Origin of the sequence: Blautia sp. AM42-2 (genome assembly GCF_003480245.1) — a bacterium.
In the GTDB taxonomy this organism is placed as follows: domain Bacteria; phylum Bacillota; class Clostridia; order Lachnospirales; family Lachnospiraceae; genus Fusicatenibacter; species Fusicatenibacter saccharivorans.
Genome location: NZ_QUIM01000009.1, coordinates 14,206 through 31,484, shown reverse-complemented (window position 1 = coordinate 31,484; position 17,279 = coordinate 14,206). Strand labels below are relative to the sequence as shown.

General features: G+C 41.4%; 15 protein-coding genes. All 15 read right to left on the bottom strand.

The features are described from left to right. Window positions 1-20: 20 nt before the first annotated feature. Complete coding sequence (locus DW915_RS10785) at window positions 21-524, bottom strand: antirestriction protein ArdA (RefSeq protein ID WP_005423194.1); 504 nt, start codon at window positions 522-524, stop codon at window positions 21-23. Window positions 525-540: 16 nt separating this feature from the next. Next, window positions 541-936, bottom strand: a complete 396-nt coding sequence (locus tag DW915_RS10780; protein ID WP_005423189.1) for a hypothetical protein — start codon at window positions 934-936, stop codon at window positions 541-543. A gap of 15 nt (window positions 937-951) precedes the next feature. Further along, window positions 952-1,443, bottom strand: coding sequence for an antirestriction protein ArdA (locus DW915_RS10775; RefSeq protein WP_005423187.1), 492 nt, complete (start codon window positions 1,441-1,443; stop codon window positions 952-954). Window positions 1,444-1,448: 5 nt separating this feature from the next. Beyond that, window positions 1,449-1,670: a hypothetical protein gene (locus DW915_RS10770; protein WP_004844214.1), complete on the bottom strand. Its 222-nt coding sequence runs from the start codon at window positions 1,668-1,670 to the stop codon at window positions 1,449-1,451. Then, window positions 1,667-1,801, bottom strand: coding sequence for a DUF3789 domain-containing protein (locus DW915_RS10765; RefSeq protein ID WP_005423185.1), 135 nt, complete (start codon window positions 1,799-1,801; stop codon window positions 1,667-1,669). The genes DW915_RS10770 and DW915_RS10765 overlap by 4 nt, the downstream gene beginning before the upstream one ends. A gap of 3 nt (window positions 1,802-1,804) precedes the next feature. Then, on the bottom strand, window positions 1,805-3,037 hold the full coding sequence (gene mobT, locus DW915_RS10760) for a MobT family relaxase (protein WP_005423183.1): 1,233 nt from the start codon (window positions 3,035-3,037) through the stop codon (window positions 1,805-1,807). A 158-nt stretch (window positions 3,038-3,195) separates the two neighbouring features. Then, window positions 3,196-4,587 (bottom strand): FtsK/SpoIIIE domain-containing protein, encoded by a 1,392-nt coding sequence (locus tag DW915_RS10755; protein WP_118742120.1) that lies wholly within the window; start codon window positions 4,585-4,587, stop codon window positions 3,196-3,198. 13 nt (window positions 4,588-4,600) lie between these two features. After that, window positions 4,601-4,984 (bottom strand): YdcP family protein, encoded by a 384-nt coding sequence (locus tag DW915_RS10750; RefSeq protein ID WP_118742119.1) that lies wholly within the window; start codon window positions 4,982-4,984, stop codon window positions 4,601-4,603. 15 nt (window positions 4,985-4,999) lie between these two features. Beyond that, the gene (locus DW915_RS10745) at window positions 5,000-5,323 is read right to left on the bottom strand and encodes a YdcP family protein (protein ID WP_055200570.1); all 324 of its coding nucleotides are present in this window, start codon (window positions 5,321-5,323) and stop codon (window positions 5,000-5,002) included. A 177-nt stretch (window positions 5,324-5,500) separates the two neighbouring features. Then, on the bottom strand, window positions 5,501-8,554 hold the full coding sequence (locus DW915_RS10740) for a VaFE repeat-containing surface-anchored protein (RefSeq protein ID WP_118742118.1): 3,054 nt from the start codon (window positions 8,552-8,554) through the stop codon (window positions 5,501-5,503). 546 nt (window positions 8,555-9,100) lie between these two features. Further along, complete coding sequence (locus DW915_RS10735; protein WP_243033820.1) at window positions 9,101-9,634, bottom strand: tyrosine-type recombinase/integrase; 534 nt, start codon at window positions 9,632-9,634, stop codon at window positions 9,101-9,103. A 115-nt stretch (window positions 9,635-9,749) separates the two neighbouring features. Continuing rightward, window positions 9,750-10,838, bottom strand: a complete 1,089-nt coding sequence (locus DW915_RS10730) for a UvrD-helicase domain-containing protein (RefSeq protein ID WP_118742117.1) — start codon at window positions 10,836-10,838, stop codon at window positions 9,750-9,752. Further along, complete coding sequence (locus DW915_RS10725) at window positions 10,831-12,471, bottom strand: ATP-dependent nuclease (RefSeq protein ID WP_118742116.1); 1,641 nt, start codon at window positions 12,469-12,471, stop codon at window positions 10,831-10,833. Before DW915_RS10725 ends, DW915_RS10730 begins: the two co-directional genes overlap by 8 nt. Window positions 12,472-12,493: 22 nt before the next feature. After that, the gene (brxL, locus tag DW915_RS10720) at window positions 12,494-14,611 is read right to left on the bottom strand and encodes a protease Lon-related BREX system protein BrxL (RefSeq protein WP_118742115.1); all 2,118 of its coding nucleotides are present in this window, start codon (window positions 14,609-14,611) and stop codon (window positions 12,494-12,496) included. 20 nt (window positions 14,612-14,631) lie between these two features. Continuing rightward, on the bottom strand, window positions 14,632-17,274 hold the full coding sequence (gene pglZ, locus DW915_RS10715; RefSeq protein ID WP_118742114.1) for a BREX-1 system phosphatase PglZ type A: 2,643 nt from the start codon (window positions 17,272-17,274) through the stop codon (window positions 14,632-14,634). Window positions 17,275-17,279 lie beyond the last annotated feature (5 nt).

Below are 17,279 nucleotides of genomic sequence, written 5' to 3'. Positions count from 1 at the left end.
CGGTGCTGATCTGCCAGCCCTTAACGCAGTACCTCACAGATACCAGCGTTTGTTGCAATAAATGTCCCCTCTATATCGAGGTCACGCCCGTAGGCTTCGTAGTCGATATAGTTCTGTAAAGAGGACGGGATTTCTCCGAGTACCTGTTCTTCATCAATCAGATAGTAGGCTAAATCGGTCATCGTTTCACAGCCGGAATACAGAATGATGTCGTCCTTATGTTCCACCAGTTCTTCCAGACTTCCATAGCAGGATATAAAACTGTCCAAGTCGTCCAGCAGGTAATCCGGTAATTCTTCCAACTGCTCATAGATACGGTTCAGTTCTTCGATGGAAATGTATTCGCTAATCTCCATCGGGAAGTTGTCCGTATCATGGATTGCGTATTCTTCGTACTCTGCATTTAAGCCGATACGTTCTGCAATCACTTCTTCGTCCAACGGAAAAGAGAACCAGTCCCCGACCAGTTCTCCCTCATTGTACTTGCCAAGATTGGCTATATAGACTTGCATATCATCAATCATAAGCGGTCACTTCCTTTCACTCATTGTATTCATAAAATCTGCCATGCACACACAAGAAATGTTCCGATGTTTCTTCTATACCTGACCAGTTCCGATGGTATGTAACATTGCAAAGTCCGGCTTCCAGCTCTTGCAGGTTTGAAAACCATTCTCTTTGAATTAAAGGTATATCTTCGGGTGGAATTTCACACTCCGAAATCGCAAGGCAGATATTGTTTAACAGGTCAAGGTCTGTATCTTGCAGGATTTCAAAAGGGAAATCATAATCACTGATAAGATAACGGTCACTGTCCGGCGGTAAGCCAATGGATTGTTTTAATGTTTCTATGTTGCAGGGCAGTGTAAACCATGCACAGCCTGTATCTTTTTCCTGTTCATCAAGATTGATAACAAATACTTTCATTTCTGCCATAAGCAATACCACCTGTCAAAGTTTGAACATACCGTTGTTGCAGAGAGCATAACGTCCTTTTTCTTCCAGTTCATGGGCGTAGGCTTCCAGATTAAAATATTTCTTTCCTTTTTCGGAAAGAGCAGAAAATTCAATGTTATGCTCCAAGCGGTAACGGGCAACGTCCATGATGTTGTGACACTCTGGATAAAACAAAAATTCTTCGGATTCCTGCAACAAATCCTCAACACCGCCAAAATAAGGAATCAAGTCTTTGTATGCCTGCTGAACTTCTGGCGATAAATCCGTGTAAGCAAAGTATAGCTTGTTTAATCGTCTTACAGAAGTTGTCCTTACAATATCGCCAGCAAAGGGGAGCTTCATATCTGTGATTTGATAGTCTTTGCTGTCAGCTTCCACACCGAGCAGGTCACGGAACAGCTCATAATCAATGGGTAAATCAAACCAGCGAGAGGTTTTATCCTCTGCTGATTTGGTCGTTTCAATCAATACGCTACATTCTTCCATAGGCTTTACGCTCCAATAATCTTATTGAATAACTGTAACAATACGTCTTTTACGCCGGACGCATTGAATACAAGACCAACGGCTACTAAGGCAACTACCAAGAATCCGATAAGTTTGGAAAACTCACGCTTGAATCCCAAGTAGATACCGATAACAACAATCGCCATCAGCACAAGGCTCTGTGCGTTGCTTAAAAACCAGTTATAAAGGTTCTGTCCAAAATTCATACTTTCTTTTCTCCTTTCAGTTCCATCATTTTTCGGTCAGACTGTCTGCCAGCCTGTAAAATACACATGGCAATCACGCCAACTGTTCCACCTAAAGAGAAGAACAGGAAGTCAAATAATAATCGTTGCATTTTTCAATTCTCCTTTTCTAAAATCACATCTTCGGTTGATGTGGTCTGTTGTTCGATTATCTTGTAGTGCTTTTCCGTCAGTTTCGTGGATTTACGGATTTCTTTCAGATAATCAATCCCTGTTTTCGCTGTGATTGTTTCCAGCATTTTGAGTGTCGGGTCAACCTGCCGTTGAATCCAGCGTAGGGTTCTGTCCAGTGTATAGGGTTCGGGTTTGGTCGTGAGCTTTAACGGCTCTCTGTTTTCCCCGATGAACCACGCCCAGCGGACAGATAATTTCCAGTCGCTCCGTTTCTTGTCTGCTTCCTTATCCACAAAGCGTACATAACGGTTGATGATAGAAAATGCCGTCCGTTCAGCGTCATAGTAAGTCAGCAGGTCACGGACAGCATAATAAGCACGTTCATTTTTCAACCGTATTTCAAATCTGTTTTTTATGGGTGCTTCCTCAATGGGAATCCCCAGTTTGATGTACTGCTCATAGCTTTTTTCATAGACACAGAAGTACACCTCACTTTTCAATGAGCCGATATAAAGCGTATAGCCCATGCCAGCCTTGTCCTGTTCCTCATGCTTGACCAGTTCGCCGGAAGCGTAGGACTTAAAGGAACGGAACACCGATACACATTCCTCATTCCGGCATTTTTCGGTCAGTTCTGGAATATCCAACATTCCTGTATGGTCATTGATGGCAAGGTCAAGGCGTTTCATCACACCACCGTCCACCAGAGCGTCCATAAGGAAATCATACCAGCTCCGTTCCTGTGCCAGCAGATAACTTTCAAACTGGCGACAGCCTTTTCCTTTCAGTTCCAGCAGGACACCTTTTTCTTCATCGGGAGAAGTATATACGAAAATATCTCCGATGTAGTAGTGTTCTGTATAACTGTAATGCCCGAAGTCCTCATGTATCATGTACTGAATATTGAGCTGTAAAATATCTTTGATGATATGTCCAATATCCAGTGTCGGAAACCGTATCCTCACATAATCAAACAGCATGGTAAGCGGTGCTTCTGGATTGAATTTTTCCAGAGCTTCCAAAAGTTTTACTTTCATTTCTTCTGTGACTGCCACCTTGCCGGATTCGATACGGCTTAAATGTTCACGGCTGATTCCAGCCATGACCGCAAGTTTCGTCTGGGATACACCGTATTGCAAACGTCTGTCTGCAAAATCCTGTATCCACTCTGTATCATTCAGTGCGATACCCCCTTTACGAAAAAACTGTGACATTTTATATCCGATGTCACAGCAGTAAAAAAAGCTACCAAACGCTTGATTTGAGCCAAGAATCGGTAACTTTTGTGTATGTTTCCTTGTGATTTGTGCCCCTCTGTTAGATACCGAGGGGCTTGATATATGCTGGCGTGGCTACCGCCACACCAGCAAGGCTAGTCCGTACCTGTGGCTTTCGCTTCGCACGCCACTTGTCCGTCCTGCCTTATGTGTGTAAGTTCCCCAATCGTACCTAAGAAATCATAGCCTTTGGGTACAAGGGGAGTGTAAAATTCTGATATGACACTTGTTCCCACATCACAGTATCCACGCCCTTTGATTCGCTTCTGGAAAAACTGCTTTTTCACATCACTTCCAAAGAGCATACCGTAACCGAGTTCACTCATGCGACCAAGCCCCACACGGAAGTTGAAGTTATCTCTGATACCGTCCCCGAAATACTTTGCGTCTGGACGCTGGCAAGCCACAATTAGAAAGTATCCAGCCTGTCTGCCGAGCATGACAATTTTCTTTAGCTGGCTTAACAGGGCGGTGCTTTCCTTTGTCGTGAGCATTTCCAAGAACGCCACATATTCATCAAAGATAAGGAACTGTGGAGCAAGCCCCAGATAGGCGTAGTTTTCTCCTGTGCGGTAATTCGGGTGCAGTTTCATTTCTTCCGAGCGTGTGACCATGCCCTCATAAAAGGCATTGACGCAGTCAATCATATCGTCTTTCGTGTGGTAGACGTTTCCCATGACCGTTCCCAAGTCCGCAAGGTCAGCGTTCTTCGGGTCAAGAATATATAAATCCGCATTGGTTTTAAGCAGGGCTTCAATGATGGTCAGCAGAAAATAGGTCTTTCCACCACCTGTACCACCGCAGATAAGGGCATGGGGAAGTGAATCATATTCCCACACCAGATTTTTCATTAACCGCAGACCGCCGTTTTCAGTAATCACTTCATCAATCGAAATACGGTTCGCTATCATATCATAGAGCAGGGTATATTCGATATAGCCGTCATGCAGTGTCTTGTCGGTCAGTTCACAGTACAGCCCCGATTCCAGTTTATCCTCTAAGGACAGGAGCTGTTCTTGATATTTTCCCATTGTGATTTCACAGCGGATATGAAGCAATCCCTTTTCCATTTGATAATAAATCTTTGGAAACCACACGATTTTTTCTCTTGATCTGCTTTGCAGGTCAGTGAAAAAACCGCTGTCTTTGGTGTTTTCCGCTTCATACCATTTATTTTCCAGCACCATGCGAGCCAGTTTTTGCCTGTGAAACAACCGCTTGATACGGTCATATTCGTAACGGTAGTAGAGAAAAGTGACCAATACACAAATACCAGTCGCTATCAGAACCGTAATGGAGTTGTAGGCAGTCCAAGTAATTCCGGCATGGAGCAGGTTAAATTCTTTCCAGTCTGTAACAAGGAGCTGTCGCAGATTCAGTAGCAGGAACACCGCAACGAACAGGAGCAACAGCCAACCGATACAGAAGTGATAGACCAGCGATTTGTCACTGGCACGAATCCTGTTACCTTTCTTTTTCCACGTCATACGCTAACACCTCTTATTTCTTCGGCGGTTGCTGTGAAGCATTGTTCTGTGGATTTCCGGCATGAGTGCCTTTGTTCTTCAAAACAATATCGTCTGCTTTTACATACCAGTCCACATCTGCACCACGGTAATTTGCATTTGCCACTGTATCCGCAACAGGATTGATAAGTTCTACTTCGGCATTATAATCATAATCCTTTAACGGAATAGTCGCTGGAACTGACACCTGTATCATGCGTCCTTGTGTGTTGCATTTTAAATCATAGGTACGCTCCTTGATTTCCTCACTGACCGTTCCATCTTCATTCTGTACATGAACTTCACGGCGTAATGCGGAGAACTTCAACACTCCGAAAGTCTTTTCTTTATCAATGACGATTCCATTTGCTAATCTCATAATCTGAATCCCCCCTTATTTACTTTCCACTGGTAACATATCGTCTGCAAGTAAGATGTAATTGACAAATCCACGTTCCCCGATTTTATAGCCATCGGTAGTGATTCGTGGGTTGATAAGTTTTACTTTCTGCTCCGGCGAGAAATGTTTTTCGCCAGCTTTGGCAGGAAGCACAACGACAACATCATCGGCTCTCTGCACATCGGAATACAGGTTGTAGCTTCTGTTAATGACAGCCATACGCCCGTTGATTCTCTGCTGTTCCGTAGTGTTTTCTCCGGCAAACTCCAAGTTTCCGAATGTCTTTTCCATATTTGGTACGACAAATCTTAATTCCATAATAATTGACCTCTTTTCTTTCTATTTGTAAGTTCTTTCCTGCTGTACATTGTAGGGAGCTACACTCCCCACGCCCCTAGTGGACTTCACGCTCCCGTAAATCAGAGCTTCACGGGAGCGTGAAGTTGCAAAAAGGGTGGCGACCTTGAACGTTCCACCAACCGCTACATTACCGCCTTATGATTTCTTTCTACGGCGTTTGAAGTAAAGCATACCGCCAAGCCCTACGCAGGAAAGACCGAGCATGGCAAGATAAGCATAGATATTGGTATTGTCGCCTGTTTTTGGGCTGTCACTTGTCTTAGTAACCGTAGATGGTGTATCCGGCGTGTCAGTATCCTTTGGTGTGTCTGGGATTTCCGGCACTTCCTTGATTGTCACAGTCTGTCCATCGTCTGTAATGTCCTTATGTTCCGTCACTTTCTTTGGTTCGTCTGGATTGGTCATATCGTATAATTCCTCAAATGTGACAAGGCTCTTTCCACCAAGAGAAGAACCATCAAAGGTAAAGGCAATCTCTACCGTCATTTTTTCATTGTCGGCTGTAAACTCATAATTATTGGATACTTTCTTTCCATCAATCAGAAGTTCGGCATTTTTCTCTTTTAACATCTGCCAGCCGGAAAGTTTGTATTTTGTTCCAACTTCCAGACCATCTAATGTGACTTTATCCACAATCGTTACATCTTTTCCGGCTTCGATTTCTTTCTTGCCGTTCTTGTCCGTAGCGGTCGTATGGATTTTGATGATACGTTCTGTGATAAGAACAGTCTGTCCATCATCGTTGATGTCTTTATGTTCGGCAACCTTGACAGGCTCTTTCGGATTGCTCATATCGTACAATTCCTCAAAGGTAACAAGGTTCTGACCACCAAGAGCTGAACCATCAAAACTGTAAGTAATCTTAACCGTCATTTTTTCGCTGTCAGCAGTAAAGGTATAATCACTGTCTACACGTTTCCCATCAATCAGAAGTTCGGCGTTTTCTTCCTTTAACATCTGCCAGCCGGAAAGTTTATATTTTCTGCCTGTTTCCAAGCCATCAAGTGTGACTTTGTCCACGATCTTGATGTCTTTTCCGGCAACAATCATTTTTTCGCCTGTTTTCTTGTCGGTCGCTGTGGTATGGATTGTGATTTCTTTTTCGTATTCATCAGTAAGTGTCCCTAAATCTACGGTCACTTTATTTCTGGATACGACCACCTCAAAGGCTGGAATCAGCTTAAATCCGGCGTTGGAATCACACTTTAATTCCTCAATCACATAGGTATCATAGAGTAATGCACCTTTGCTGTCGTCTGGTTCAGAAGTTCCAAACCATACACCGTCCTCACTGGATTTTCCGGCATTAGTATTGACCTTATGGGAAGCCCAGCTTGAAGCAGTGGAGAACTGACCGTTGTTGTCAGTAACTACAATATGGGATTCTCCCGTTGTCTTGCTTGTAATTCTGAATGGAACACCTGCAAGACGTTTGTGTGTACCTGCACCGATTTTTACACCCTCAATATCGCCACGTTTAATCTGGTTGTAGACAGAGTGAGATTTGTCGGTCAAGTCCACGATTTTTCCATCTTCCGTGATAGAAAAGTCGATTGTTTTTGCACCGTCTGTCAAGTAGCCCTCTGGTGCTTTGCTTTCTTCTAATCTGTAATTTCCGTAAGGAAGCAAGTCAGCAGAAGTAGAAGCAATTCCATCAACGCCTGTCTGAATCTTCTTGACAGTTTCATTCTTGTTGTATAATTTTCCCTCTACCAGTACAGGACTGTCATTTAAGGAAATGATATTAAATTCTGTGTACTGTAAGGTCGCACTTCCCTGTGCTTTGGTATCCTTTGTTTCAAGGTCACGTTTCTGGATTTTTACACCGCCACGGATAACCTTGTCAGATACGGAATACTGGTTACTTCCAGAAAGTATGGCAAGTTCGCCATCTTCGGAAATCTGTGTAAGGTACGTCCCCTTAATCTGTTCAGAACTTCCGTCAGCCTGCATATATGCACCATCTAATAAGTAGCCGTTTGGTGCTTTTGTTTCTGTGACAGTGAGTGTACCAAGTGGCAGTACATTCTTACCGTCCTGTGTATAGAAGCTGTCGCCGGATACTTTGTAGCTGTCGGCAAGTCTGGATACATAATGGATAGTTCCGTCACTGTCTTTTTCGGCAACGGTTTTGGTTGTCCATGTACGGGTAGCCTTGGCAGGAAGATTGTCTGCATTGTAGTATCCGTCATAATAGCTCCATGTGAACTCTGCACCCTCTAAAGAAGCAGTTCCCTGTGGAGTGGATTTTCCTGTTTCCATGTCGATTTTAAATAAATCAATCAAAGTTTCTGTGACCTTTGGAGTGTCAGCAACAGTCAAAGTCACTGTTTTTCCAACTTCCACATTTAAGGCATGGACAGTAGAATCCAGCTTGTAACCCTTTGGAGCAGAAAGCTCTTTGATGTAAACTGTTCCGGCTTTTACCTCAACTTCTTTGGTATCGCCGTTTCCATCGGCAGTAAGTGTGGCAAGCTGGCTGTTACAGCCCTTATCAGAATAGACACCAAATGTCGCACCCTCAAAGGAATAGCTGGCGTTACCATCTGTGACCGTTGGATTGGAAGAAGTCTTTTTGACTTTTGCATTTCCCACATTTAACTTCGCCCAGAACTGTCCGATGTCCTGTCCTTCGCCAGTGTAGATGTAACCGCCACATTCATAGCGTCCCTTATTTGCTTTCACAAATGCTTTCGCACCAGCGTAAACTTCATTCTGTACTGCCTGTGAGATTTCATTATAGGAAGCTCTGACGTTATCGCACTGCCAGCCGAGCTGTTCACTCAACCTCTGCCAGACAACACACTGTTCCAGCAAGTATCCCTGTTTGTAATTCAAGTTCGTATGAGAAGCGGTATATTGCTTGACGTACTCTAAGGAAAGAGCAACGTCCGCAATCTGATCGCTACTCATGCGGGTGCTTGCGTCAGAACGTGTTTTATATCCATTCTTAAAACTGGTGTTGATATCCACGCAGTAGGCAGTTTCGCCCTCAACTTTCATGTGTCCCTCATTGAATGTAGATTTGATAGAACCATCATTCATAACGTGTTCAATGTATCCGACACGTTCTGCTGATTCTGTCCAGTATTGATTGCCGGAAGCATGAACCGCCGTCACTGGTAATGCCGTGAGAATGGTTGCAAAAGCAAGAGTTCCTGTCAGCAATCGCTTTACTAGCTTATTCATATTTTCTCTTTCTCCTTTCGATTTTGGGTATGAAAAAAGCCGTCCATTTCTGAACGACTGGAAATAGAAAAGGAACGCCAAAAGTGTACGTTCCGTAGTCTATAAAATATTTAATTTTTCTCTCTGGTGTGCTATCTGACGCCAATTTTGACCCCAAATTTCTGAAAAATGACGATTTTTGATGAACAGCTACAAATTTTCAAAATCCGTGAAGCCCTTGTAACTAGGGCGTTACGAGACTATATGAAACTAGACAAAACCAACGTCACAATAACAATAGGTGAGTGCTAATTATTTTGTGAAAAAATTGTGAAGCCTTGATTTTACGGGCTTCACAGGGATTTTTCACTTGCTTTCGCACTCTATTTTCTTGATTTGACCACATTTTTACGACAAATCTTTGGAAAAATATATTCGTCTGATTTTGTTACCACATTTTACGACAACGACTTATGGTTTATACCACAGCAGGTACGGTTTCCGGCAGGTTCATTTTAGACATCTCGTTCTCCACATGAGACTTCTCTGCAATATGATTGTAGACATTCATTGTGATCTGTGCATCTGAATGTTCTTCGCTCCGCTACGGCCGGTGCTAAACGGATGTCCCCCGAACATCCAGCACCCCATCACATACTGCATAACTTTGGGATTGACATTATTCTCACCCAGTCTGGTACATCCCGTATGACGAAGGGTATGCGATGAAATAGGAGGCATCAGCTCCAGCTCTCGCTTCTCTCCTTCTGCCAGTTTGCTTTCTTTCTTATTATAGGTATTAACAATGTTTTTCAGAAAACTGTTCACTCCCGCCGGCATAATCGGACGTCCATGCTTTGTATTGAAAATGAATCCACTACGTCCACCGATCTCCACATTACTCTGCAAATCAAGCATCAAGTTCAGCTCTCTCTGTTTACGGAACGCATCATATACCATCTGTGTCATAGGAATGTCCCTGATTTCTGCATCTATTTTGGTTTCTGAATCATGGAAACAATATCCTTCATCACCTTCATAATATACAAGCTGTCCACCTACATGGATCTCCCGACAAACGGTTTTCAGTGCTTTTTTCATGTTTTTCCTATTAAATTTTCCTCAGACACCTACATAAGTGAAACTTAGATTATGCCCAATACACAGTATTATTACTTATAACAACTAAATTACTTCTTGTCGTGCAATCTATTATTTATTCCAATACATCAGGTGTCCACTTTGTTCCAATATCTTTAGTTGGAAGTCGTTTTGTCTTGTATACAAAAGCCACACTATACCGTGCTCTCGTCACTGCAACATAAAACTTAGAAAGACTTTCATCCTTCATGTCTTTGGACTTTCCTGACAACCAATCCAGCATTGGTTTCGTCGGGTATATCAAGACTCTATTAAAAGTAAGTCCCTTGGACAATCCAAAATTCATCGTTTTTGGGATGGAATTTACCTTGGTTCTTTTATCATACCGCAACTGAACAGGATTATATATATCTATATATTTATCAATATCATTCTCGTGAACCCAAAATATTCCATCATGTCCCGTTTTTTCATTCATGGCAGAATCGCATGGCTTCATATCAGGATACATCTGATTTGCAAGATCACATATAATCTGATTATTTCTATGAGATGTCGATAATGTTGTGGTATCAATATTCATTCCGGCAATATTATCCTGCACAAAAATCACTATTTTCCCACCTGCATATTTTTTATATTTTGCTTCATAATGAGTTCGATACGTCGTCTGACGAGGATCTCCTACTAAAGTCATGTTGCAACCAACCTCATGCAACTTTTTTATAACTTCTAAATCATATCCAACAAAATCTTGTATTTCATCTACAAAAACATAAGAAAAAATTTTTCGTATTCTGCGAAATACACATCCATTCGATAATTCGTCCAAAACACAGGGCAATTTTGAAATCATATTTGAATATACATTACCGGAAGCCGTGACATATTTTTTCTCATTTGTATCCTTTAGTCTCAACAAATTTTTATCTGCCTTATTCACTAATAACACACCGGATACCCTATTATTTATAAGATAGCTTTGGTAAGGTCGTATACCATGCTTGATTAGCAGCGAAAACCACGGCATAATAGTTACATTGGATGGAATACAACCATTTATTTCGTAAAATTTGTCTCTAATGCTTTGTTCATTAGCATCGGTATAAGTTGTTATCAAAACATTTTCAGAAATCTCCAATGCCTTCTTTACAAGAAATGTTGTTTTTCCTGCCCCTGCCGCCGCAATAATTAGACTACTCATTTTTTATCGCCCTCATTATATACTTAGGATATTTAATTTTCGTAGCCGATTCAAAAATTGCTATGGCACAATCCGTCTTATGAGCGTGCATATATTTGTGCATCTCATCATCCGTATCGTAGTTAGTTCCAAAAATATTGTTCATTGCTTCTCGTCCATTTTCTTTTAATATTTTCGGCTCTAAGGTATTATAATTAAAATCCTTATCTGACAGTTTCAAATCACCTGTATCCACTACCTCATCAACACATATATGAATACATTGTATTTCTTCATATTCTTTGTACTTTTTCTTAACAGATTCAATATTTCCATCATTATCCGTAACAACAGCTGTTTCTTTGTTTAGTGTCTGTGCAATTTCAAGATACCGCTTAAATGTCACCCCACCTACGGTCATTACATCTATTCCATCTTGGATAGGAAGCCGCCCCTCATGAGTATCCATATATGCCCGCTGAACAACCAGCTCATCTGAATCGCCCTCTACTAAGATTGATTTTTTACAAAGAATCAATCGCAGTGTATCATAACCTGCCACTTTTTTGAAAAATTCAAAAGTTTCCTTTTTGAGCGATTGCATCGAGCAACAATTATCGCCTGAAAGCAAAATTAAATTTTCCAGTCCGAGTTTATTAGCGACAAAGCTACTATGCGTTGATGCTATAATTTGTCTACCAGATGCAGCCTTTTCAATAACTCCCATTAGTTCGCTTAATCGGGAAAAAGACAAATGACTTTCAGGTTCTTCAATCAAAATAATACTTGCTTTTTCTGCCTGTTTATGACTTAAAGCTAATTGTGTTTTTATGATACATTGTGCACCTTTTCCAGCATGAGCAAACGGGATTCCATCCACCTGCGTAACCAAACTTGACTCCCAAGAATTTTGAACTCCCTGATCGGCACTCAATGATAATTTTCCATTCATAACAGTAGACGCTGCACTAATTTTCTCATTGATTGACTGAATTGCTTCATTTTGTGCAAACTCATCTATCATATTTCTATGGGCTTGTGTTATTGCTGTTATGTCCTCTGGTTCAAGGAAATCCTTTACTACTCTGGAAATATATACATCAGACCCATTTTGGTATCTGTAATTTGACGAATCAATCATTACAGACTTTATTGGTATGAATCTGGGCATTTTTTCATCTCGGCTAAAAGAAAACCATTTAGCTTCATAAAATTCAATAGGCAAACTTATAATTTTTTCTGTTTTCAGCAAACTTTCATATTCTGAATTAAATTTATCAGAAAAACTAATTGTGAATCTGATTCCCTCTATACCATCACTTTTTTCGGAATTACCATTTCCTTCATATTCAGGCAATGTTCCACTTTTGAAATATAACTCAATCATTATTTCTGGAGGTGCAATCGGCTGTCCATTTTCCACTGATGCCAGGTATTCCTCAACTGCTTCTCTATTAAATAAATATGTTGATAGCTGATTTCTAATATTTCGACCAGCATACATACCCGTTAAAGCCACATGAATGGCTTCAAGAATAGTAGATTTTCCAGATTCATTATCACCAACCAGAAGATTGATATTTTCATTAAATTTTACTTCAAACGGATTTTTAAACTTCTTAAAATTTTGAATGATTACCTTCTCAATAGCCATTCGTAGCCTCCTATCTTCGATTTTACTCTACCCCTAACGCCTTAAACACTGCATCTTCCGCACTCTGATACGGAATCAGCTGAAATGCACTCATCAGATCAGCTGGAACACTTGCAAAATCAACAAACGATGTACTTGGAATCAGCACCTTCTTTGCGCCGCTATCCAGACACACCTGAAGTGTATTGGCAAGTTCATCCACCTTTATCATTGTGCCACTAATTGTTATATCTCCCAACACTGCCAAGTTGCTGACAACAGGCTTTCCAAGAGCAATCGAACAAAGTGCAATCAATGTTGGAAGTGCCAATTTGTCTGTCATACCGATACCCTGCAAATCCTGATAATTGATGATGTAATCCTTGGTCGAGGTGCTGATAGAGCCACTGATCCGATTGCCGTTGGCTTTCAGATAATTAAATGCCGTGTTCACAGCTTCCTTGCATTTAGAATCGCTACCTAAGCCAGTCCGTTCAATTTTGCCATTGCCTGGAAGCATCTGGCTTTCCAAACGAAATACACCAATCATGCCACTTTTTCCTCTGGATACGGTATAAACCTGTCCCGGATTACACATTCCATCCGGTATCAGCTTACCGCCACCCTGTTCTGGTACGGAAACATAATGTTCTGACATATCTTCTAGATCTATATAAGAGAAGTTTACATCATAAAATTCCATACCGCCCAGTTTCTTCAATTGCTCCTTGACACGGCGACGCATTTCCAATGCAATCTGAATAATTTCTTCCAGTTCTTCTTTGGTAAACTCACCATTTGGGTACATCAACTTCAGATAACCGTCTATCATACGACGAACCGCAATTGTATCACGCTGATTCAGATTTCTCCCCAGACGGAAGTAGTGATCAAGTGCATCTCCATACTGCTCCTTGCGAAGCTCTCGGATGAACTCTGCCAAATAGTCACTGATAAAACCATAATCATTAGTAAAATGCTCCGGTCTGAACTTCGGTATCTCCCATCCTGGAAGATAACAGTGCATACGATCAAGAAATGCTGTATCTGTTCCCATTTCCTGCGGGAAAGGTGCAAACAGACTGGATGTTTTCAACAGCACGTCTACACTCTGATTGATATTTCCCACAAATACCATGGACGCAGTAGCAGCTTTTTCTTCTTTGCCACGGGCAAAAGAGCCGGATGCCATGTAATCCTTCATAATCTGAATGCCATCTTTATCTTTAAACTTGATACCAGCCACTTCATCAAAGGCTACACAGTCCCATAAGCCGACCAGTCCGACCGTTTTGCGTCCCATATTGTAAAACAGGTTTGCAACCGTCGTCTGTCCACCGGAGATTAAAATACTGTTCGGTGAAATCTCTTTGTAAAGATGAGATTTACCGGTACTTCTCGGTCCCAACTCACAAAGATTAAAGTTATTTTCAACTAATGGAATCATACGGGTCAAAAGTAACCATTTCTCACGGTATGTAAATTCATCTGGCTCCATGCCGATAGAACGAAGAAGGATATCCAACCATTCATCTTTCGTAAAAGCTTTTCGTCCCTGCTTCAGTTCATCAATATCAATGTGCGGCATCTGGATCGGTGTCAGCTTACGGATACTGATTGGTGAAATATCTTTCTGCTTTTTCTGTTTGGAACGAAGTGGATTTCCATCAATGTCCTCAATACCAAAATTATTGTCGCCTTCAACCTCATAATCCAGCTGAACAATACACCAGATACCGCCGCAGAGCAGGCGATCAAATTTTTCTGGATATTCATCGGCAATCGGTACATTACCAATGCCCAAATTAGAAAACTCTGCAAAAAAGCAATCTTTTTTCATATCCAGTCGAACAGTCACCATATCAATGATTGTGTGACTGCCTTTTTTACGCAGCTGAGACAGAATTTTCTGTGATTCATCCGGGCGTACAAAGTTGTCAGCAAGAATACGCTTCACATTCTGTACGCCTTTCTCTATAACCGTCTCATCATCTGAACTGCAATACTGTCCCAACAAGAACTCAAGAACATACACTGGGACATTCGCCCCTTCTTTAATTTTCTTTGTCAGGTCTTTCCGAACAATCTTACCGTCAAAGTTCTGACGGAGCTTGTTCTTTATTTCTTCACGGGTACTTTCACCCTCTGCAAATTGCTCCATCTTTCTCTCCTCCTGCGGCATTAACTAAAAAAATCAAACTCGTCCACCGCAAAGGCGATGTCAATCTGGAATGGCTCCCGCTGTGGCATCTGTAATCCCTGTTCATCTGCAATTACCAGATAATAAGTAGCTGTATTGCTGTATTTTAGAGATTTTAGATTAAACTGACAACGGAAAGTTCTTTCTGCACCGCTATCGCTGGTCTTATCTGCAATAATCTTCTGAATATCACTAATCTGTTTGCCGTCCTCATCTGTAAAATAAACTTGATAGGTTGCTGCTTCACGATTTGTACTGACCGCATCTTTTTGATAGAAGTTCAACGAAAAAATCATATTGCTGATCTTACGGTTTGCGGACAGTAAATTGACCGTTACCGGCTTGGTATCATATTTCTGCTTATTTCGCCTATATTCCATAGAATCATTGCGGAGATAATGATACTCAATCACCGGAACAACCATTTCCTGTAAACTGATACCACCATGCACAAAATTCATACCGCCGCCATTCATTTTGATACGAATACTTTCTCTCGGTGCAAATCCATCGAATTCCGTATTTCCGCCCAAGAATTTTACAGGCATCAAGTAATCTGGTTGCACACCCTTCTGCATAATTGCATATCTTCTGCCATACTCCACACATCGCTTGATGCTTTCTTTTTTTGTAATGTCAGGGTTTGTTACATCCACATCAAAAAAACCTCTTTTATCTACTTTGTCCTCTTCCTTCAAAGGACTGTATGTATAAAGAAATCCATGATCTGCTGTAATTAGAATATTTGTTCCGCCAAATTCATTTACGATAATACGCACAAGATTCTTCAATTCTGAAATCGCCTTGTCACAGGCAGCAAAAACAGCAGTATCCGAAGTGTGGCTGGCTTCATCTATGGTATCGTGGTAAATATAGACCACATCCATCCCTTTCACCAAAGCACTTCTTTCCGCTCGTTTCATAGCAATGATGTCATTATACTTTAAAGCCACGCTTGCCGAATCTTCTGTTTTCAGAACCTTATCCCTATAAGTACTTGCCGTAGACTGTCCATCTGCCAAAACCGTCAAAATATCGTTCCGAACCTCTACTGTCAGTTCTTTGTGCGGCAACAAAGCTGCCATACCAAACTTTGTAGTAGAAGGAAAGATGCTCTGCATACTGCTGATAGAAACCTTGCTTTGCGTTTCTCGCTGAAGCTGATCTGCCATCGTAGCCGCCACTTCATAACGCATGGCATCTGAGATAATTACAAATACTTTCGTATCCGAGGTTTGGATACGGGAACGGTAAAAATCCTCCTGTTGCGGTACTTCCAGAACTTTACCGTAAGTTGCCAGTTCATCCGCACATACATCCGACCAGTTGTTGCCCAACTCACCTAAGAACCAGTGCGTATAAAGTCCTTCCACCTTATCGACAACATGCTTGAACAAATCATCCAGCAGAATATTGGAAGTCTCCAAACTCTTTTGAAAACTAAGATGGAACAAACGGTAATAAGTGTCCATCTGATAGTAACTCTCAGTATATTCTTTCCAGATACTTTTCGCTTCTGCGGTATGGAATCCGGCAGAATGTTCCTTAAAGAAACTTTGCATATTCGCCACTTGTAAGATACCGTCATAAAAATTCTCAAATGGCTCATACCATACACAAGTTCTACGTTTTTCAACGGTATTCGTAATGGTATCCACATCAATAATATGGTCACTAATCTCTGTCATTAGCTTTGTCAGAATTACTTCGTTAATACACGGAAAGCACTCTGTTCCTACCAAATCTTCTACTGTCAGCTTTTCAAAACGCTGATACAGACAAGCTTCATCCTCAACATAACGTGCCACATCATATAATTGCGGAATGTTGTCACTATGAAGCCATTCTGAAATAAAATCATAGCAATATGCCTGATGTGGCATGGAAATAAAACCGTCCAGTCCGGCAAGATATTCCTGCCGCATGGTACGGGTCGCCGCGGTTAAAAGTAGATGAATTGCCAATCGCCCAAGGTCTGGTTCCTCCTCCACAAATCCGCATCCCTGACGAACCATCGCCCAAAATGCTGCGTCTGCATGATATTTTACAAAATCCTGATAAACCGTATTATTATTCAAATCCAGTCCCGCCTGGAACACACTACGGAGAATCATATTAGGCTGTGCATCTTTCAATCCACAGATTGCCGCCATGACAGCCATGTGTAACTGTGCCGGTGTTTCCGGAACTTTATTCTGCGTGCTAACTTTCAAACGACGGTCTTTCGCATTAAAATAAGCACGATAGTTTTTAACCTGTTTCCTCATTGCCGGATTTGATATAAGTCCCATCTCATCCATCCAGATAGAAATCAGATCTGCCCGAAACTCTTCACTGTAAAGCTCTACATCCAGAAGCCAGTTATCATCAGGGCAGTTATAGACACACGGACTGTAAACCAGATAATTTGTGGTCAAATCATCTACTGAAAGCAGTTTTTTTACAGAAAACGCATTATTTCCTGTCAGCGCAATCACCTTTGCATTTTCTAAAACCACTTCATCCAATTTATCCTCAAATTCCTTATCTTCATCGTACCAGAAAATGATACGACGCTGATAAAACTCAGGAAGAGGTGCAGCAAACCTGCGATTTAAATCTTGTATTATTTTGTCTGTATCCATGCTGC